This is a genomic window from Coriobacteriaceae bacterium, from assembly GCA_025757745.1.
In the GTDB taxonomy this organism is placed as follows: domain Bacteria; phylum Actinomycetota; class Coriobacteriia; order Coriobacteriales; family Coriobacteriaceae; genus Collinsella.
Window position 1 is genome coordinate 428,067 of record CP107217.1, and the last position, 19,504, is coordinate 447,570.

Sequence of the window (19,504 nt, forward strand, 5' to 3'; positions counted from 1 at the left end):
AGGATCTAATGCTTGATATCAAGTTTGTTCGCGAGAACCCCGATGCCATCGATACCGCCATGGCCAACCGCCAGACGTCTTGGGATCGAGAGAAGTTCTTCGAGCTCGACGACGAGCGCCGTGCCGTCATCACCGAGGTCGAGGAGCTCCAGGCCACGCGTAATGCCGAGTCCAAGAAGATCGGCGCCCTGATGAAGGAGGGCAAGAAGGACGAGGCCGAGGCCGCCAAGGAGGCCGTGCGCACCGTCAACGAGAAGATTGACGGTCTGGCCGAGCGCCGCACCGCTCTCGAGCAGGAGCAGTACGACTTCATGGCTCACCTTCCCAACATCCCTTGCGAGGCCACGCCGTACGGCAAGGACGAGGACGAGAACATCGAGCGCCGTCGTTGGGGCACCCCGCGCGAGTTCGACTTCGACTTTAAGCCGCACTGGGACCTGGGCACCGACCTCGACATCCTCGATTTCGAGCGCGGCAACAAGCTCTCCGGTAGCCGCTTTACCGTTCTCGGTGGCGCCGGCGCCCGTCTTGAGCGCGCCCTCATCAACTTCTTCCTTGACACGCACACCAGCCGTGGCTTTAAGGAGTGGTGGCCGCCCATCGTCGTCAAGCGTCAGACCATGTTTGGCACGGGTCAGCTGCCCAAGTTCGAGGACGATGCCTATCACGTCTCGGGCGACAACTTCCTGATCCCCACCGCCGAGGTCGTACTGACTAACCTGCACGCCGGTGAGGTTCTGGACGCCGACACTCTGCCGCGCCGCTACACTGCCTTCACCCCCTGCTTCCGCGAGGAGGCCGGTTCCGCCGGTCGCGACACCCGCGGCATCATTCGCCAACACGAGTTTGACAAGGTCGAGATGGTCAAGTTTGCCAAGCCGGAGGAGTCCGACGAGGAGCTCGAAAGCATGACCGCCGAGGCCGAGTTCCTGCTTCAGCAGCTGGGCCTTCCGTATCGCGTGATTAGCCTGTGCACCGGCGACCTGGGCTTCTCTGCCCGTCAGACCTACGACATCGAGGTTTGGCTGCCGAGCTACAACGCCTACAAGGAGATCAGCTCCTGCTCTAACTGCGGCGACTTCCAGGCCCGTCGCGCCAACATCAAGTATCGCGACCCCGAGAACTTCAAGGGCTCGCGCTACCTGCACACCCTCAACGGTTCCGGCCTGCCGGCTGGCCGTACCATGGCCGCCATTCTGGAGAACTACCAGAACGCCGACGGCACCATCACGATCCCCGAGGTTCTTCGTCCCTACATGGGTGGCCTCGAGAAGATCGGGCCGGTCGCGTAGGTTGGCTGCATAAGCGATTTGCGAGGGCGCCCCTTTCCAGGGCGCCTTTTTTGTGCGCAAAGCCTTACCATATCGTGCGGACAGCTCAATAGAAAATACACGAACAAACGTTCTGTATACAGCTATCTACCTGCTATGCTTTTGTCAAATAGAAGCGAGAGGAAGGGGATGCGATGGAGCTGTTTGATGAGCGGGTAGTTTTGTTTGAGAGCGATGAAGGTGGGGAACGTCTAGCGGTAACGTGTGAGCCATCGGGCATGGGCGGTTTGGTAGTGCGGCAGACGAGTGAGGGTCCGTTGACCCAATGGTGCTTTGAGGAGTCGCCGCATGTGGTCGAGACCTTTGTGACGCACGAGGGGCTTGTGGCGCTTGAGCAGTTCTATGGAGTTGGGACTTCTAACCAGGTCGCACGCATGCTGAGCATCTCGTTTGCCGATTATGACTGTGCCCAGCGGGTGCGCTTGCTTTTGAGGGAACTCGGTGCTGGGTTCGATGTAGTTGAAAAACCGATTGATCGCATGGGGGACGTTGGCGTATGCGGAGCTGCGTGAGGAACATATTCTCGAAAAAAGTTTGAGATTGTGCTTGACTCCAACTAGCTAAAGTGGTTTTATATGTCTTGCGCTGCGGCGTTACCTCAGCTGGATAGAGGGTCTGACTACGAATCAGAACGTCATAGGTTCGAATCCTATACGCCGCACCAATCGAACTTAAAGCCTCCGGCAACGGGGGCTTTTCTTTTATGGCAACCATGCATGGATTCGAACCTCGGTCGGGGTGTGAACAGCCCAATCACCACTCCGTAAAATTTTTTCAAATTGTCGCTTGACCCATCGGGGGCTCGCGTGCATAATAATCCGTGCGTTGCGGCGTTACCTCAGCTGGATAGAGGGTCTGACTACGAATCAGAACGTCATAGGTTCGAATCCTATACGCCGCACCAATTGACTTTAAAGCTCCCGGCAACGGGGGCTTTTCTTATATGGGAGCATTGCGGAGATTCGAACCTCGGTCGAGGCGCGAGCGTCAAGAAAACGCGGAGCGTTTTCAGCGAGCGGGCGAGCACGCCGGCAGGCGGGCGAAGCCGGCGCGGATCCGCGAAGCGGATGCGCGGAATCCTATACGCCGCACCAATTGATCTTGAAGCTCCCGGCAACGGGGGCTTTTCTTATATCGCGATACGTCGAGGATCGCGCCAAGTGCTCCAAATGAGTAAAAATCAAATTCGATAACTTTTTTTGAAAAAACGCTTGACCATTATTCAGTCCATGTGCATAATAATCAACAAGTCGCGGCGTTACCTCAGCTGGATAGAGGGTCTGACTACGAATCAGAACGTCATAGGTTCGAATCCTATACGCCGCACCAATTGAACTTGAAGCCTCCGGCAACGGAGGCTTTTCTTTTACGCCGGCATCCCATGGATTCGAACCTCGGTCGAGGCGCGAGCGTAAAGCGGACGCGGAGCGTCCGTAGCGAGCGGGCGAGCACGCCGGCAGGCGGGCGAAGCCGGCGCGGATCCGCGAAGCGGATGCGCGGAATCCTATACGCCGCACCAATTGATCTTAAAGCTCCCGGCAACGGGGGCTTTTCTTATATGGGAGCATTGCGGAGATTCGAACCTCGGTCGAAGCCGGAGCGGATGCGCGGAATCCTATACGTCGCATCAATAGACTTTAAAGCTCCCAACAACGACTGCTCTTTTATATCGCGGTGCGTTGAAGATCGCGCCAAGTGCTCCAAATGAGTAAAAATCAAATTCAATAACTTTTTTTGAAAAAACGCTTGACCACTATTCAGTCCATGTGCATAATAATCAACGAGTTGCGGCGTTACCTCAGCTGGATAGAGGGTCTGACTACGAATCAGAACGTCATAGGTTCGAATCCTATACGCCGCACCAATTGAAATCGAAAGCCTCCGGCGACGGGGGCTTTTCTTTTACGCCGGCACCCCATGGATTCGAACCTCGGTCGAGGCGCGAGCGTGAAGCGGACGCGGAGCGTCCGCAGCGAGCGGGCGAGCGCGCCGGCAGGCGGGCGAAGCCGGTGCGGATCCGCGCAGCGGATGCGCGGAATCCTATACGCCGCACCATTTGAACTTAAAGCCTCCGGCGACGGGGGCTTTTCTTTTACGCCGGCACCCCATGGATTCGAACCTCGGTCGAGGTGCGAGCGTCAAGCGGGCTATTTCTTATCGACTCGTGTAAGATTCCGAGTAGGTGTCGCGGTCCATCCGCGACCACTCCTTCTTTCAACGACTGATCAGGGTGATATTTCGTGGCAGAGCGTCCGACATACAAGCTCAGGTTTCTCGACCCCAAAAAGCGTTTTCCATCGATGCCAGAGCAGCCTGCGGGGCGCTCGTATGGTGTTGTCTGGAAAGCTTTTGGCGAGGACCCCAAAGAGTCATGCTATGTCGTCGAATTCGTCGGCAAAAGCCACATATCGCTCTTGGGCTACGTGAGCGTGTCGGGCAAGGTCTATAAGGTTGATCGTCCTGTTCGGGAAGTACCGTTGCCCGAGGACCCCGACATGGAGCTGGTCCTTCACGAGTCCGATTCCAGTATTGGCGAGATTATGGTGAGGGAGGCCAACGGAGCAATGCACGCGTGTGCACGAACAGCCGGCTCTCCCGAAGGCCCCATGCGCGAGCAGTCCGACCACGAGACATGGAATTCGACTCGCGCCCTTCCTTTCGGCGAGTTTATGGCATCGATGTTCTTGCGTTACGTGATATTCGCCAACCCCGAAAGCGCTATTGCGAACACGGCGGGCATCGACGGTCTCGATGCAGACATGCAAAACGCTGTCGACAAGATCAAACTCGTAAAGTTGCCCGAGCCGGTCGAGGTGTTTTTGGGCTTTGACACGGCACCGCTCCCCGATGCTATCGAGACGCTGCTTTACCGTGTCGACCATGCCGAGAATCCGAGCGGTATCGAGCGTTACGCCGCCGCCCTTATGAGCGAGATCGACTTGCCCCGCCTGCGCACCATTGCTGCCAAGTCCGAAATGAGCCTAGCGCGCATTGACCGCTCAAAGCTGTTCTATCTCAATTTTGATCGTAGTCTGCTGGATCAGGACGAGATTGACATGCTGCTTGCCATCGAGTGCCGTCTCAACCGCCTCTCCGGCATCCTTGAGCGCATCGGGGCCGGATTGGTCCCGGCGGCATCCTCGCCGAGCCTTGAGGGCTGCGCGCTCTTTGACGCGTGGCATATCGCCAAGACGACCAACGATGTTCCCCGACTGCTCGATACGGCCTCGAGCGACAACCCGTGGGCAAAACCTGGCACGGTCGCGTGCCAGCCGGGCGGAGAGTGGGACGTGCGTACCCGCTTCGCGCGTATTGTCGAGGCGCTTAACGTGATCACACGGCTTGACTATACCTATCGGGCAAACGTTGCCGAGGGGATTATGCTCGTTCGGTTTGGGCGCTCTGTCGTGGACGCCATGCCGCAACGTGAATACGATGCCCAGGATGATGTCTGGCGCGAGTTGGACGAGGACGTGCGCGCGATTTGGGCCGCCGAGCACGACGCGCGCGTGGCACTCACGCTGGCGGCGGCTTGCTTTGCCGCAGGTGCCTGCATTACGCGCTGCTACGTTCAGATTGCGGCTCCCGACGGCGAGCAGGGCGAGCGCATTATTGCAACATATTCCTTTGGGCGTGCGGCCTATCTGGCCAATTGCGTGCCTGTCGCCAAGGATCTCGAGAGCATGGATATGGACGATATGCCGTGCAAGCGCATGCTTGAGGCATATGAGTCAGACGCGCCGGATGCGATTGAGCCCGCTGAGGTTCACGCTCGCCCGCGTGACGATCATCGTTCGCTGCCGCCGGCGTTGCGTGACCTGCTGCTTGCCGATACGGCTGATGAGCTTGAGGTCATGGAGGAGGACGATGACCCGTATGTGGCGCGCGTCGTTGAGTTGCGCGAGCAGGCCAAAGTTGACCGTGCACGTGCGTTTGAGGGCTTTTCCCGTCTTGTTGAGGAGCTGGAGGCCAAGTGTGCCGTCGCCGAGCTTTTGGCGACGGGTCCGGTCCAGACACAGTTTTGCGACAACCAGCTGGTACGTATGGTGCTGCCGGTAATGGAGGAAGACCGCTCCGTTCGTATTTTGCGAGCTCCAGATGCGCTGTACTTTGCCCAGCACGAGATTTGCAGCTTTTACGCCGAGCAGGAGGATTTTGAACGGGCATTGCCCGAGGTGCGTCATCTTTACGATCTGGCTCGCTCGTCCATGCAATCGCACTTTGCGCTCATCAACGTGCTGGCTCGCCTGGAGCGCTATGACGAGATTATCGAGGTGGCGCGCCACGGCTTGCGCATTGCCAGCGACCGCCCCTCAATCGGTTATCTGTTCTATCGCCTAGCGTTTGCCTATTGGAACTGCAACCAGCTCGAGCTCGCGTTGGCGTGCTATCGCCTCGTGCCGCGCGGCGAGGAGTCGGGTAGCAGCGCGCTGGAGGAAATGCAGGGCCTTATGAACGAGATGAGTGTCAGTGAGCCGCCGACGTTCGAGGAAGCGGTTGAGACCATCCGTAAGGCCGGGCTCGAGCTACCGCCGGTGCCCGCCGTGACCAACCAGCTGGCGGATGCTGCCGTGCAGTTGGTCGATAACGGCTTCTTTTTCCTGGCGCGTGGTTGCATCTTCCAAATGTGGCGCACCATGGGTAACGATGAGCTCGGCTCCCTCAATCGCTCGCTGGGGTAGGAGCGGCATAGAAGGGCTGGACCGCGCTTGTCATCCCATTTGCTCGCCATGCCGACAAAACGAAGGGGTTACTGCTACCGGCGGTACCGGGAACATTTGCGTATAGATAAGGTATAACGAATTAAGTCGTAACGAATTAAAGTACGAATTACTGTATCGAGCAGGTTGCCGACAAATTGAATGGAGCCATTTGTATTGGCTCAAGTGGGTGGCTCCAGCAGGACCGGTAAGGTCAAAAGCGGCTAGGTCTGCTAAACCTGTTAAACTCTGCTAAAGTTGCTAAACTTTGTTAAAGTTGTTAAAACTAGCAGAGGAGGGTCGAATGTCGAAAGCCATTAATCCCTTTAAGCCAACGGCGGGCATGAATCCGCCTGAGCTTATCGGACGTGACGCTGTTTTGGATGATTTTGCCGAGGCCCTTGAGAATGGTCCTGGTGCTCCCGATCGACTCATGCGCATCTCGGGCGTCCGAGGCACAGGTAAAACGGTGCTTCTCAATGCATTGGGTGATCTTGCGCGAAAAAAAGGATTCGAGGTTGTTGACGTCGCCTCGAATGCCGGTTTTTGCAGTAGAATCCTCGAGGCTCTACAGCGAAATGTTCGTCTTGAGTCAATGTCGATTTCCCCATCAATTCTAGGAGTCAGCCTTGGCTCCGTTGAGGTATCGAAGTCGGCATCTCATCTGGGCGAGGCAATGTACGATGCCGCGAAGCGCGGAGGTCTGCTCATTACGCTCGACGAGATTCAGGATGCCTCAACTGAGGAAATGCGCGAGCTGGGCAATGAGATGCAGCTTTTGATTCGCCAAGGGGCGAATGTCGCTTTTGCATTCGCTGGCTTGCCAACATCGGTGGATGGCGTGGTGGTTGATGATACCCTTACGTTCCTTCAGCGGGCAAAACATATCGAACTCACTCGTCTCTCTGATTTTGAAGTCGGCGGATCGTTTGAGGATACAATGAGACGAGCGGGCAAGGAGCTCGATGAAGACGCCGCTGAGCTATTAACAAAGGCTTCAGCAGGCTATCCCTTTATGGTCCAGTTGGTCGGATATTACGCTTGGCAGGTTGCTGCGCGCAGCGGGGCGGAGAGCGTGAACGAAGTGTCCGCGCGTAAGGGTATCCAAGCAGCTCTTGATAGCTTTAATGCTATGGTGATTGCCCCGGCGCTGCGCAGGGTTTCAGAGCGACAGTTTCAGTATCTCGCGGCAATGGCTCAATGCGAGGGCGATGAGATTGCCAACGGTGATATCGCCAAAAAGATGGGGCTGTCGGCGAACAAGGTCGGCTCGTATCGTAAACGTCTCATCGATGCGGGGTTGATTGAGCCTGCGGGCTATGGCTGTGTTTCGTTTGCAATTCCGTATATGCGCGACTATTTGTTGGAGGCGGTGCGGGAAAGGTAAAAATGGAATCGTTCCAAATTCCCTCTTGCTCAACCTCGGCTGTTTGGTTACTATAGAACGGCTGTTACGGAGAGCTGACCGAGAGGCCGAAGGTGCTCGCCTGCTAAGCGAGTATGCCCCAAAAGGGCATCTGGGGTTCGAATCCCCAGCTCTCCGCCAGTAAGACTTTAAAGAGGGGTTCCGAAAGGGGCCCTTTTTTAGTTGAACCACGTTAGCTGGGGATTCGAACCCTCAAAAAAAGGAGGCATCCTTTCGGACACCTCCTTTCAGCGAGCGTATTGTTCTTTAACCTTACACCTCGGGTGCCTTGGCTACGGTTTCGCTTTCTGCCGTAAGCGGGCGGTTGTCGATGCGGCGGCCCAGGCGGTCGAGTTTTACAAGGAGCCACTCAATGGGATTCGGCCCTGAGCCTTCCTCGTCGGCAACCAAATCCATGACGGCGATCTTGGTGCCGTCTTGCTTGAGCGTCACGCTACCCACCTTGTCGCCTACATGTACCGTGCCCGAAAGGTCATCATAGGTAACCTTCTCGGTCACCTCTCCGGCAAGCGCAAAGACGGTCGCCTGAGCTGCGGGATCGGCGAGCGTGGCATCGATCGTCTTGTCCGTCCAATCGGTCTGGCCAATGCGCGCGATGAGCGGATTGCCGTTGGCAGTCTTTTCCTGCGTGTTGGCGATCGCAACCGTCACCTTGTGGTCGTAGTACCAGTTGGCAAGGGCGGCCGTGTCGGCAAAGCGCTGATCGGTGGTGCTGGAGTTCAAGACGACGGTGTAGGTCTCGTCGCCATCGCGGTTGTAGGCTGCCGTAAAGCAATAGCCGGCATCGTCGGTGGTGCCGGTCTTACCGCCGATATTGCCGTCCTGCCCCAGCAGCTCATTGTGCGTATCCATGGAATGCGAATGGTCGGAACCGTCGGCGCCCGTAACCTCAATCCAGGAATCATCGCTCGCCACGATTTCGCGGAACGTATCGCTCTTCATTGCCTCCTGCATCATCAGGGCTACATCGTGCGCGGTAGAGTGCATGTCACCGGTCCACTCATCAAAGTCCAGACCGTGCGGATTCTCAAAAAGCGTTCCCGTGCAGCCGAGCTTTTTAGCGCGCTCGTTCATGGCCTTTACAAAGGTGGCCACGGCGTCCTTGGTCTTGGGGTCGATCTTTTTGCCCACGTGCTCGGCAAGCGCGATGGCGGCATCGTTGCCCGAGGGGATCATCAGACCGCGCAGAGCTTGCTCCACGGTGAGCTCGTCGCCTTCGAGCAGGCCGGCGGTCGAGTTGCCTACGGTGGCGGCAGCATTGCTCACCGTGATCTTCTCGTCCATCTTGCAATTCTCGACGGTTAGGATTGCGGTCATGACCTTGGTAATTGAGGCAATCTTGACCTGCTCGTCGGCACTTCGGGCGTAATAGACGGAACCGTCCTTGCTCATGACGATGGCGTTGGTCGCATCGATATCGGGCAGATTCTCGGCCGTGATGCCGCGGGCGTCGGCGGTCTTGCCGCAAACGATATCAGTCGTAAGCACCTGGGCGTTGGCGATAGACGGCACGCCGGCAGCAAGGGCGAGAGCGCAGGCAATGCCGGCGGTCAGTTGCGCGGAGCGCTTTACAAGAGAACTAAGGGTCTTCACAGATTTCGCTTTCGACGGGATGGTCTCTTTAGAGTTCAAAGTATATCGTTTACCGGCGCGGACAATCAGTGCGCGGGCGTGCGCGGCCCATGTCTGCGCCCGAACGGACATATAGGTGCTTAAGGTCGACTTAAACGACCGCGCTTGTTGTGTGTGGCGCGCGCTGCCTCGGGCATAATGGAGCGCGAGAGGAGCACGCATGAACGAGCGCATTTTGGTAGTTGATGACGAGAAGGCCATCGCTGACCTGGTCGGTATCTACCTTACAAAAGAGGGCTTTGATGTTCAGATTGCCTATAGCGGAGCAGATGCTGCCAAGGCGATTTTGGAGCAGGAGTTCGATCTGGCGCTGCTGGATGTCATGCTGCCCGATATCGATGGTTTTGAGTTGCTGCGTACGATCCGTTCCAGCCATACCTATCCCGTGATCATGCTGACGGCGCGTGATGCCCAGCAAGACAAGATCGAGGGCCTTTCGCTTGGCGCGGACGATTACGTGGTTAAGCCGTTCCGTCCGCTGGAGCTCATCGCGCGCGTGCACGCTCAGCTTCGCCGCTACACCAGCTACGGTAGCCGCTCGCAGACGGCCGAGTCGCCGACCATCCAGCTCGACGGCCTGGAGATCAACCGCGATGCTCGTTCCGTGGCAGTGGACGGTTCGCCGGTTCGCCTCACGCCCATCGAGTATTCCATCTTGCTGTATCTGGTCGAGCATCATGGCAGCGTGGTGGCCGTTGAGGACCTGTTCCGCGCGGTGTGGAACGAGGACTTTATGCCCGGTTCCAACAACACGGTGATGGTGCACATTCGCCACCTGCGCGAAAAGATCGGCGACGACGCACAAAAGCCGCGCTTTATCAAAAACGTCTGGGGCGTCGGCTACATAATCGAATAACGCCTTTGATGGTGGGGACGTGGATATGACAAAAGACGATAGGCGGGCATTCGAGGTGCCCGATCGGCTCTTTGAATACGTGAGGTCGGTCGTCGACAACCGCGCGCTTGCAACGGTGCTGCTCTTTTTGCTGAGCCTGCTGCTGATTGGCATCGACAACATCGTCGGAATCTTGGCGGTGCTGCTTGTCGGCTTTTTGCTGATCGATCGATTTGAGATCGTGCGCCGCTGCGTGGTGATTGGCGGCGCCGCGTGGGCCATGACGTTGGCGATTGGCGCCATGGCGCTCGGCGGCATCGAAGGGCCGGTGTTGTTCGATGCCGGCTTTGTATTCAACATGCTTGGCTTTGTGCTGGCGCTTGCCGTGTGCGTGCTGTTCTTGTGCGGCCGCGCCCTGTACTACCAGGGCTACGAGCAGGGCGAGCAGCATGCCGATTGTGTGCTGGCTGCTCGTATTCAAGATCGCCTGATCGATCACCCCGACACCTGGGACAACATCGACGGCGACTTCTTGGAGGTCGAGGGCGCCCTTAACCGCGTGCGTGACCGTGAGCGCAAGGTGCAGCAAGCTCTGCGTGACGAGTCGCATCGCAAGGACGATCTGGTCACGTACTTGGCACATGACCTACGCACCCCGCTTGCCAGTGTGGTGGGCTATCTTTCGCTGCTGCAAGAGGCTCCTGAGCTGCCGGTTGAGCAACGTGTGCACTTTACGGGCGTGGCTCTCGACAAGGCGCACCGGCTCGATGCGCTCATCGAAGAGTTCTTCGATATCACGCGCTTTGACTTCCACGATATCGTGCTCACGCGCGGCTATGTTGATCTGGGGTTGCTGCTGGCGCAGGTCGCCGATGAGTTCTATCCCATTCTCAACGAACAGCATAAGGAAGCACAGATTGATGTGCACGAGGACCTGACGGTGCTTGTGGATGGCGACAAGATGGCGCGCGTGTTCAACAACATCATGAAAAACGCCGTCGCCTATAGTTACGAAGGCTCGACCATTACGATCGAGGCCCGACGCCAAGATGACGGCGGCGTGCGCGTGCGCTTTATTAACCATGGTGACCCGATTCCCGCGGCTAAGCTCAAGGTGATCTTTGAGAAGTTTTATCGCCTGGATGCAGCGCGTGCGACCAATCGCGGCGGTGCTGGGCTGGGCCTCGCCATCGCCAAGGAGATTGTATGCGCGCATGGCGGTACCATCGCGTGCGAATCGACGCCCGAGCATACCGTCTTTACCATCGAGCTGCCTGCCGCGTAGCGTAGGCGCCCTTACAAACACCTGACAATGCGCTCACGTGCATATGAGCCGCGATTTCTACTATCGATACTGCTGAATTGATATCGATGTGGAGGTATGCGGTATGACGGCTGCTGCGGCTATGGAGCCCACGGAGCTCGAGGAGCTAATGGAGGCGCAAGCCGAGGCTGCGCACGAGCGCGAAGTCGGGGACGCGACTCGTCCCACGGCGCAGGATCTTGCCGCCTCGTCGACGCGCATCGACGTCGAGGGCCTCGATCTGTTCTATGGCGACCACCACGCGCTCAAGGACGTATCCATCAAGATTCGCGACAAGCAGATCACCTCGTTTATCGGTCCTTCGGGCTGCGGCAAGTCGACGCTGCTGCGTTGCTTTAACCGCATGAACGACGACATCAAGGACTGCCGCATCGAGGGTAAGATCGCGCTCGACGGCCAGGATATCCTGGGCGACTACGACATCTGCCGCCTGCGCCAGCGCGTGGGCATGGTGTTCCAGCGCCCCAACCCGTTTCCCATGAGCATCTACGACAACGTCGCGTATGGTCCACGCGGCATGGGCGTGCGCGACCGCGCCGTTCTGGATGAGTTGGTCGAGGACTCTCTTCGTCGCGCTGCGCTATGGGATGAGGTCAAGGACAAACTCAAGGAGTCGGGGCTGGGCCTTTCGGGCGGGCAGCAGCAGCGTCTGTGCATCGCCCGCGCGCTTGCCGTGCAGCCCGATATTCTGCTGATGGACGAGCCCACGAGCGCTCTCGATCCCGTGTCGACGCTGGTGGTTGAGCAGCTGGCCTGCGAGCTCAAAGAGACCTGTACGCTCGTGGTCGTTACGCACAATATGCAGCAGGCGGCGCGCATCTCCGACTCGGTCGCGTTTTTCTTGCTGGGTGAGTTGGTGGAGCACGCACCCACCGCTCAGCTCTTCAAAAATCCCACCGACCCGCGCACGGCGGATTATTTAACGGGACGTTTTGGCTGATACCATCTAGTAAAGGTACCTTTAGGGTTAAGATGCGGTCATGCCGGCCGCAAAGGGGTTCAACATGATCTATTACGTCGAGGACGATGACAACATCAGGGATTTGACGGTCTATGCACTGCGCAAGCAGGGAATCGAGGCCGAAGGCTTTTCGTGCGATGGCGAGTTTAAGGCCGCCGTGGCGCGACGGGTACCCGATGCCGTCCTGCTCGACATCATGCTGCCCGATACCGACGGTTTGGCAATTATGCGTCGCCTGCGCGCCGACCGCCTGACGGCGACGGTGCCCATCATGATGCTCACTGCCAAGGATACCGAGCTCGATAAGGTGATGGCGCTCGATGGCGGTGCCGACGATTATCTGACCAAGCCGTTTTCGCTCATGGAGCTTGCCAGCCGTTGCCGTGCGCTGCTGCGCCGCGGCGGCATGGTCAAACAGGCAAGCGATGTGCTCAGCGTGGGCGATATCGTGCTTTCGCCCAGCCATCGCGAAGTGACCGTTGCCGGCGAGCCGCTCAAACTCACCTTGCGCGAGTTCGATTTGCTCGAATATCTTATGCGCAAGCCCGGCGTGGTCTTTACCCGCGAGTCGCTGCTGCAGAGCGTGTGGGGCTGGGACTTCGATGGCGGCTCGCGTACCGTCGACGTGCACGTGCAGACGCTTCGCCAAAAGCTCGGCGAGCGTGCCGGCGCTATCGAGACGGTGCGCGGCGTGGGCTATCGCCTGGCGGAGCCTTCCGCCGGTAGCGATACTGAAGATGCCGTCGCTGCGGCAGCAGCATCGGAGGAGTAGTCCGTGGTCTTTGCCCCTCAGGGAAAACACACGCTCTCGCATCGCGTGTTTGCGACGATATTTGTCTGCGCTATGTCCGTCATTTTGGCGTTTACGGTGCTGGGCGCGTTCTTCGTGCAAAACACCTTGGCAGATGCCACGAGTGCCAACCTTTCGCAAGAAACCGAGCTTATTGCCGCCGCCTTAAACGAGCAGAAGGAACCCATCGCATTCTTGCGAAGTCTCGATCGCGAGGACCTTCGTATCACGCTGATCAATAAGGATGGATCGGTCGCCTACGACAACGAGGCGTCTCCTTCCACGTTGCCCAACCATGGCGATCGCCCCGAGGTCGTTGAGGCCCTTGAGAGCGGTTCGGGCTCCGCGGAGCGCTCGAGCGCCACGCTCGACGAGATTATGCTATATCGCGCCGTCGCCCTTGATAACGGTCAGGTCGTTCGTTTGGCACAGGCTCAGCCTGGCGTTGCGGCGATTTTGCTCTCGTTGGTGGCGCCGATGCTGCTTATCGCGGTGGCGGGCGCGGTGCTCTCGTTTTTCCTTGCGCGTCGCGAATCCCGTGCCATCATTGCGCCGCTGCAGGAGGTCGATTTGGACCATCCGCGCCGTAGCTATGAACATGCCTACGCCGAGATGGTTCCCATGCTCGAGCGCATTGAGTCGCAGCGCCAGGAGCTTAAACGCCAGATGGCGGTGCTGGCCGATAACGACCGCATGCGTCGTGAGTTCACGGCCAATATCACTCATGAGCTCAAGACCCCGCTTACCGCGATTTCGGGCTACGCCGAGCTTATTGCAAACGGCATGGTTGAGGGCGAGGACGATCTGCGCAACTTTGGCGGTCGCATCTATCGCGAGGCGGGCCGCCTGGCAGCGCTCGTTAACGACATCCTCACGCTTTCCAACTTGGATGAGGCGGAGCGAGCATCCGAGGGCGAGGCGGTGCCTATTGGGTCCACAGAGCCCATCGAGCTCTCTCGCGCCATTTTGACGGTGGAACAGCGTCTTGAGCAGGTTGCCCGGCAGTCGAATGTGACCATTGGGCACGAGACGAAGCCCGTGGTGATCGAAGGTGTGTCGCGCCTGATCGATGAGCTGATTTATAACCTGGCCAGTAACGCTATTCGCTATAACCAGCCCGGTGGCACGGTTACGCTTCGATGTGGGACCAATGATGAGGGCCATCCGTACCTGACGGTTGCCGATACAGGTATCGGCATCGCGCCCGAGGAGCAGGGCAAGGTGTTCGAGCGCTTCTATCGCGTGGACAAGAGCCGCTCCAAGGCACGTGGCGGAACAGGCTTGGGTCTGGCCATCGTTAAGCATGCCGCCGTGTATCACCATGCTTCGCTCGACCTATCGAGCGAGCTGGGTGTGGGGACTACCATCACGGTGACGTTTCCCGTACGGCAGGACGAATCATTTGCGTAGCAATGCAGCAAACGTGTTGTTTTGACGCCGCACCGGGGTTGCCGATGCGGCGTTATTATTGCGCAACATTGCCGTATGTGCTGTATCTTATGTATAAAGTTCGGACTTGGCAGAAAGATGCGATATCATACGAGCAGTTTTGTCGATACGAACTAGGGAAATGAAAGGCAAGCTGCATGACCCTTCTTGAACTGTTCCAGCTGCTTAAAAAGCACCTCAAGCTGGTCATTGCCCTTCCGGTGGTCTGCGCGATCGCCATGGGCGTCGTCTCCTTCGCTATGATGGATAACACCTACACCGCCACGACGAGCATGTACGTTCTCGCCAAGACCGACGATAGCGGTCAGATGAGCTACAACGATCTTTCGGCGAGCCAGATGCTTTCCAACGATATCGCCACGCTGCTCGATAGCGATAGCGTTAAGGGCGGTGCTGCCAAGGATCTGGGCCTCGCCGATCTGGACGACTACAAGATTTCCGTTTCCTCCGAGACCACGACGCGCGTCATCACACTTTCGGTGACGGGCACCGATGCCGAGGAGACGGCAGAGGTGGCAAGGGCCATGGCCAGCTCGGTGAGCACGGTCGCCCAGAATGTCGGTGCCGCTCAGAGCATCAACGTTATCGATAAGGCTAAGACCCCCGAATCCCCCAGCGGCCCCAAGCGCACGCTGTACGTCGCCGTTGCGTTCCTCGCCGGTATCTTTATCGCAGTTGCCTATGTCGTTTTGGCAGACATGCTCAATACCCGCATCCGCGGTGCCGAAGAGGCAGAAGAGCTCCTGGGTATTCCCGTTGTTGGCCGAATTCCGGCTATGAAAGGTGGTAAATAGGCATGGCTAAGGCAAAGAACACCGATAAGCTCGTTGTACAGAATGCCGCCAAGACCCTTCTGGCCAACATCCGCTTTGCGAGCGTGGACGACCCCATTCGCACCATCACCGTTACCTCCTCGATTCCCAACGAGGGCAAGTCAACGGTTGCCATTAACCTTGCTCAGGCAATCGCCACGAGCGGCAAGTCCGTGCTCCTGGTCGAGGCCGATATGCGCCGCAGGTCCCTTTCCGATATGCTCGGCGTTCGTTCGCGCGGCGGACTCTATGCGGTCCTTTCCGAGCAGATCTCCATTGACCAGGCAATTGTCGAGACGGGTCAGAAGAACTTCTACTTCCTCGATGCCGAGCCGCATATTCCCAATCCTGCAGACATCATCGTCTCCCATCGCTTTTCCAAGTTGGTCAAGGCACTGTCTGCTAAGTTCCAGTACGTCATCTTCGATGCTCCTCCGGTCGGCACCTTCATCGATGCTGCCGAGATTGCCAGCCTGACCGACGGCACGCTGTTCGTGGTGCGCGAAGACTTCACCAAGCGCGAAGAGGCGCTCAACGCTATCGCCCAGCTTAAGAAGTCCGAGAAGGTCAAGCTCATCGGTACCGTCATGAATTACTGTGAGACCGAGACCAGCGAGTACTACTATTCTTACTACACCAAGGACGGTAAGAAGGTTAAGAAGGGCTCCGCTGATCAGGGCACTTCCAAAAAGGGCATCTTCACCAACCGGGCAAACGTTTAGTTGATTAAGGCCGACCTATGCGTGACATTCATTGCCATATCTTGCCGGGTGTAGACGACGGCGCCGCCGATCTCGATGAGAGCTTGGCGATGCTCGAGGCTGCCAAGCGGGCCGGTGTAACCAGAATCGTTTGCACTCCTCACTGCCGTGATCCCTATTTTGATTACGACAAGATGTGGGATGCCTTTGAGCTATTGCAGGATAACGCAGATGGTTTTCCGCTTCAGATGGGCTTTGAGGTCAACCACCGAAAGCTTGTCGAGCTGGGCATCGACGCCGCGGAGTACCTGCATTTCGATGGCACCAATGAGTTCCTGCTTGAGCTTTCGACGCATGCTGATCCCTATGCGTTTAGAGAGTACGAGAGTACGATTTACGATTTGCAATGCCGCGGCTACCAGGTGATCATCGCTCATCCCGAGCGATATCGCGCTGTTCAAAAGGATGTGAGTGTGGCCGAGCGTCTGGTCGATATGGGTTGCAAGCTGCAGGCTTCGGCTGATTTTATTGCCGGCGGGCGCTTTGGTCGCGAGAAAAAGCCGGCGCAGCGCCTGTTTGACGAGGGCTTGTACAGCTTTATCGCAAGCGACGCCCACAATGTTCGTCACTACGATTACCTTGCAAAGGCGCGAGCCAAGTTTAGCGTGCGAGGCGCTCACTTTCGCTAAAATCTGTCCCTAACGTTTGCTTTGAACGGAGGGGCGACCATGGATATTCAAATTAAGACGGGATGCTTTGAGGATGCGGCGCTGGTGCGCCGCGCCGTCTTTATGGACGAACAGGGTTACGAAATCGAGTTCGACCAGATTGATGAGTCTTCTGACTGCATTCATGTGACGCTGTATGTTGATGGTCAACTCGCCGGCTGCTCGCGCGTGTTTCCCGAGGAGCTGGAGCGCGCGGCAGATGCGGAAGCCCCGGTGTCGCCGGCATGTGACATGGACGAAGACGTTGCGGCGGGGGAGACCTACATTATGGGGCGCGTCGCCGTGCTGCCGGCTATGCGTCGTCGCGGACTGGCGAGTGTGATCGTCGAGGCCAGCGCTGCGTGTGCACGCGATGCCGGCGCTAAACTTATTAAGCTGCATGCGCAGGAATACGTGTTGCCGCTCTATGCAAAGGCGGGCTACACGCAAATTGCCCCGGTAGACTACGAAGACGAGGGACAGCCCCATGTCTGGATGGCCAAGCGCGTTGATGGCAGATAGGGACGTTCCTTTTCTGCCGGCAGTTGGGGCACTCCTTGGCAATTGGCGCATCAGAGCGCTCTGACATACAGTTTTTCGATTCCGTATGTATATATGCGCGCTAATGGGTTATAAAATCTAAGTCTGAACATAGCAGGTCTGCGATGCGGCTCGGGCAACCGGGCCGTTTTTGCGGACGGGGGTAGCGCGAAAGGACTGCACATGCGTCAATTTAAGACCGAGAGCAAAAAACTGCTCGACCTTATGATCAACTCCATCTACACCAATAAGGAAATCTTCCTGCGCGAGCTTATCTCTAACGCGAGCGACGCCGTCGACAAGCTCAACTTTAAGAGCCTGCAGGACCCGAGTGTCAAGCTCGATCAGGGCGACCTGGCTATTCGCGTCTCCTTTGATAAAGACGCCCGCACCATTACCATCTCGGATAACGGCATTGGCATGACCGCCGAGGAGCTCGAGCGCAACCTGGGCACCATCGCCCATTCCGGCTCCGAGGAGTTTAAGACCGAGAACGCCGAGCAGCAGGGCTCCGATGTGGACATTATCGGTCAGTTTGGCGTGGGCTTCTACTCGGCCTTTATGGTCGCCAGCCATGTGAAGGTCGTGAGCCGCGCCTATGGCGAGGATACCGCCCACGTTTGGGAGTCCGACGGTCTTGAGGGTTACACCATCGAGGATGGCGAGCGTGCCGAGCACGGTACCGATGTCATTCTGACGCTGCGTGAGAACGAGAAGCTCGACGCCGACGGCGAGGCCGAGACCTACGATCGCTTCCTGACCGAGTGGGGCCTCAAGAGCCTGATTCAGCAGTACAGCAACTATGTGCGCTACCCGATTCAGATGATGGTGAGCAAGAGCCGCCAGAAACCCAAGCCCGAGGACGCCGGCGACGATTACAAGCCCGAGTACGAGGACTACCAGGAGCTCGAGACCATCAACTCCATGACGCCAATCTGGAAGAAGCGCAGCTCCGACGTTGAACAGAAGGATTACAACGAGTTCTACAAGTCCACGTTCCACGACTTTGACGATCCGGCGCGCACCATCAGCTTCCATGCTGAGGGCACGCTCGAGTATGACGCCCTGCTGTTTGTGCCGGGCCGCGCGCCGTTCGATCTGTACAGTAAGGACTACGAGAAGGGCCTGGCGCTCTACAGCTCCAACGTTCTGATCATGGAGAAGTGCGACGACCTGCTGCCCGACTACTACAACTTTGTGCGCGGCGTCGTGGATTCCGCCGACGTGACGCTCAATATTTCGCGTGAGACGCTGCAGCAGAACCGTCAGCTCAAGGCCATCGCCAAGCGTGTGGAAAAGAAGATCACTGCCGACCTTGAGGATATGCGTGACAACGACCGCGAGGCCTACGAGAAGTTCTTTGAGAACTTTGGCCGCGGTCTTAAGTACGGCATCTACTCGAGCTATGGCATGAAGGCCGATGAGCTCGCCGACCTGCTGCTGTTCTGGTCTGCCAAGGAGCAGAAGATGATTACCCTGGCCGAGTATGCCAAGGGCATGCCCGAGGATCAGAAGGCCATTTACTACGCCGCCGGCGACTCGCGTGAGCGCTTGGCCAAGATGCCCGTGGTAAAGGGCGTGCTCGACCGCGGCTATGACGTGCTGCTGCTGACGCAGGATGTGGATGAGTTCACGTTCCAGGCCATGCGTGAGTACGTTGCCGCCGATATGCCCAAGATCTACGAGGACGATGCTGCCCGCGAGGCTGCCGAGAAGGCCGTTGCCGACGGTGCTGAGCCCGAGGTCGAGGATCGTCACTTGGAGCTCAAGAACGTCGCGACCGGTGATCTTGACCTGGCGACCGAGGACGAGAAGAAGGAGGCCGAGGACGCCACCAAGGAGAACGAGGACCTCTTTAGCGCCATGAAGGAGGCGCTCGGCGACAAGGTCGAGAAGGTCGCCGTCTCTGCGCGCCTGACCGATGCTCCCGCGTGCATCACCACCGAGGGCCCGCTTTCGCTCGAGATGGAGAAGGTGCTCCAGAAGGGTCCCGAGGGCGCGCCCGACGGTATGCCCAAGAGCCAGCGCGTGCTCGAGCTCAACGCCAAGCACCCGGTCTTTGCCAAGCTCGTCGCTGCCCAGAAGGCGGGCGACACCGACAAGATCAAGCAGTACTCCGGCCTGCTCTATGACCAGGCCCTGCTGGTCGAGGGCGTTTTGCCCGAGGACCCCGTGGCCTTCGCGGCGGCTGTCTGCAACTTGATGTAGTTAGGTAGTTACGCGGTTTTACCAAACCGCGTAACAGCTCGACGCTGCAAACGCCCCTAAGCGGCAATCTGACGTTCAATCGTCGGTC

15 protein-coding genes and 5 tRNA genes are annotated in these 19,504 nt (G+C 57.9%); 19 read left to right on the top strand and 1 reads right to left on the bottom strand.

Features of this window, described 5'->3' with window-relative positions; genetic code table 11:
* Positions 1-8 precede the first annotated feature (8 nt).
* The 9 genes from serS to OGM60_01780 all read left to right on the top strand — a co-directional run bounded on the left by serS (position 9) and on the right by OGM60_01780 (position 7,577).
* Positions 9-1,292: a serine--tRNA ligase gene (gene serS, locus OGM60_01740; GenBank protein ID UYI99540.1), complete on the top strand. Its 1,284-nt coding sequence runs from the start codon at positions 9-11 to the stop codon at positions 1,290-1,292.
* Positions 1,293-1,465: 173 nt separating this feature from the next.
* Complete coding sequence (locus OGM60_01745) at positions 1,466-1,843, top strand: hypothetical protein (protein ID UYI99541.1); 378 nt, start codon at positions 1,466-1,468, stop codon at positions 1,841-1,843.
* 75 nt (positions 1,844-1,918) lie between these two features.
* A tRNA-Arg gene (locus tag OGM60_01750) sits at positions 1,919-1,995 on the top strand.
* Between the two features lie 163 nt (positions 1,996-2,158).
* Positions 2,159-2,235 (top strand) — tRNA-Arg (locus OGM60_01755).
* 348 nt (positions 2,236-2,583) lie between these two features.
* Positions 2,584-2,660: transfer RNA gene (locus OGM60_01760), tRNA-Arg, on the top strand.
* 458 nt (positions 2,661-3,118) lie between these two features.
* Positions 3,119-3,195 (top strand) — tRNA-Arg (locus tag OGM60_01765).
* Positions 3,196-3,571: 376 nt separating this feature from the next.
* The gene (locus OGM60_01770) at positions 3,572-6,013 is read left to right on the top strand and encodes a hypothetical protein (GenBank protein UYI99542.1); all 2,442 of its coding nucleotides are present in this window, start codon (positions 3,572-3,574) and stop codon (positions 6,011-6,013) included.
* Positions 6,014-6,335: 322 nt separating this feature from the next.
* Complete coding sequence (locus OGM60_01775) at positions 6,336-7,418, top strand: AAA family ATPase (GenBank protein UYI99543.1); 1,083 nt, start codon at positions 6,336-6,338, stop codon at positions 7,416-7,418.
* Between the two features lie 68 nt (positions 7,419-7,486).
* Positions 7,487-7,577, top strand: a tRNA-Ser gene (locus OGM60_01780).
* 132 nt (positions 7,578-7,709) lie between these two features.
* Here OGM60_01780 and OGM60_01785 read toward each other — a convergent pair.
* Entirely contained in the window at positions 7,710-9,050 is a 1,341-nt protein-coding gene (locus tag OGM60_01785; GenBank protein UYI99544.1) for a D-alanyl-D-alanine carboxypeptidase, read from the bottom strand.
* Between the two features lie 199 nt (positions 9,051-9,249).
* Between OGM60_01785 and OGM60_01790 the strand changes: the two genes are divergently transcribed.
* The 10 genes from OGM60_01790 (at position 9,250) to htpG (ending at position 19,416) form a co-directional block, all read left to right on the top strand.
* Positions 9,250-9,945, top strand: coding sequence for a response regulator transcription factor (locus OGM60_01790; GenBank protein UYI99545.1), 696 nt, complete (start codon positions 9,250-9,252; stop codon positions 9,943-9,945).
* Between the two features lie 25 nt (positions 9,946-9,970).
* Entirely contained in the window at positions 9,971-11,209 is a 1,239-nt protein-coding gene (locus tag OGM60_01795) for a HAMP domain-containing histidine kinase (protein ID UYI99546.1), read from the top strand.
* A gap of 103 nt (positions 11,210-11,312) precedes the next feature.
* Positions 11,313-12,188 carry a phosphate ABC transporter ATP-binding protein PstB gene (gene pstB / locus OGM60_01800; GenBank protein ID UYI99547.1) on the top strand — a complete coding sequence of 292 codons (876 nt, stop codon included), beginning with the start codon at positions 11,313-11,315 and terminating at the stop codon, positions 12,186-12,188.
* 64 nt (positions 12,189-12,252) lie between these two features.
* Positions 12,253-12,981, top strand: a complete 729-nt coding sequence (locus OGM60_01805; GenBank protein UYI99548.1) for a response regulator transcription factor — start codon at positions 12,253-12,255, stop codon at positions 12,979-12,981.
* Between the two features lie 3 nt (positions 12,982-12,984).
* Positions 12,985-14,409 (top strand): ATP-binding protein, encoded by a 1,425-nt coding sequence (locus OGM60_01810; GenBank protein ID UYI99549.1) that lies wholly within the window; start codon positions 12,985-12,987, stop codon positions 14,407-14,409.
* A gap of 176 nt (positions 14,410-14,585) precedes the next feature.
* Positions 14,586-15,242 carry a Wzz/FepE/Etk N-terminal domain-containing protein gene (locus OGM60_01815; protein UYI99550.1) on the top strand — a complete coding sequence of 219 codons (657 nt, stop codon included), beginning with the start codon at positions 14,586-14,588 and terminating at the stop codon, positions 15,240-15,242.
* A 2-nt stretch (positions 15,243-15,244) separates the two neighbouring features.
* Positions 15,245-15,982, top strand: a complete 738-nt coding sequence (locus tag OGM60_01820; protein ID UYI99551.1) for a CpsD/CapB family tyrosine-protein kinase — start codon at positions 15,245-15,247, stop codon at positions 15,980-15,982.
* A 17-nt stretch (positions 15,983-15,999) separates the two neighbouring features.
* Positions 16,000-16,650: a phosphoesterase gene (locus OGM60_01825; GenBank protein UYI99552.1), complete on the top strand. Its 651-nt coding sequence runs from the start codon at positions 16,000-16,002 to the stop codon at positions 16,648-16,650.
* Positions 16,651-16,689: 39 nt separating this feature from the next.
* On the top strand, positions 16,690-17,190 hold the full coding sequence (locus OGM60_01830; protein ID UYI99553.1) for a GNAT family N-acetyltransferase: 501 nt from the start codon (positions 16,690-16,692) through the stop codon (positions 17,188-17,190).
* Between the two features lie 201 nt (positions 17,191-17,391).
* The gene (gene htpG / locus OGM60_01835) at positions 17,392-19,416 is read left to right on the top strand and encodes a molecular chaperone HtpG (protein UYI99554.1); all 2,025 of its coding nucleotides are present in this window, start codon (positions 17,392-17,394) and stop codon (positions 19,414-19,416) included.
* The last annotated feature ends 88 nt before the right edge of the window (positions 19,417-19,504 follow it).

What these genes read in the sequence shown, in the direction of transcription:
- serS (UYI99540.1), top strand. Translation starts at nt 9, where the DNA reads ATGCTTGATATCAAGTTTGTTCGCGAGAACCCCGATGCCATCGATACC.
- OGM60_01745 (UYI99541.1), top strand. Translation starts at nt 1,466, where the DNA reads ATGGAGCTGTTTGATGAGCGGGTAGTTTTGTTTGAGAGCGATGAAGGT.
- OGM60_01775 (UYI99543.1), top strand. Translation starts at nt 6,336, where the DNA reads ATGTCGAAAGCCATTAATCCCTTTAAGCCAACGGCGGGCATGAATCCG.
- OGM60_01790 (UYI99545.1), top strand. Translation starts at nt 9,250, where the DNA reads ATGAACGAGCGCATTTTGGTAGTTGATGACGAGAAGGCCATCGCTGAC.
- OGM60_01795 (UYI99546.1), top strand. Translation starts at nt 9,971, where the DNA reads ATGACAAAAGACGATAGGCGGGCATTCGAGGTGCCCGATCGGCTCTTT.
- pstB (UYI99547.1), top strand. Translation starts at nt 11,313, where the DNA reads ATGACGGCTGCTGCGGCTATGGAGCCCACGGAGCTCGAGGAGCTAATG.
- OGM60_01805 (UYI99548.1), top strand. Translation starts at nt 12,253, where the DNA reads ATGATCTATTACGTCGAGGACGATGACAACATCAGGGATTTGACGGTC.
- OGM60_01815 (UYI99550.1), top strand. Translation starts at nt 14,586, where the DNA reads ATGACCCTTCTTGAACTGTTCCAGCTGCTTAAAAAGCACCTCAAGCTG.
- OGM60_01820 (UYI99551.1), top strand. Translation starts at nt 15,245, where the DNA reads ATGGCTAAGGCAAAGAACACCGATAAGCTCGTTGTACAGAATGCCGCC.
- OGM60_01825 (UYI99552.1), top strand. Translation starts at nt 16,000, where the DNA reads ATGCGTGACATTCATTGCCATATCTTGCCGGGTGTAGACGACGGCGCC.
- OGM60_01830 (UYI99553.1), top strand. Translation starts at nt 16,690, where the DNA reads ATGGATATTCAAATTAAGACGGGATGCTTTGAGGATGCGGCGCTGGTG.
- htpG (UYI99554.1), top strand. Translation starts at nt 17,392, where the DNA reads ATGCGTCAATTTAAGACCGAGAGCAAAAAACTGCTCGACCTTATGATC.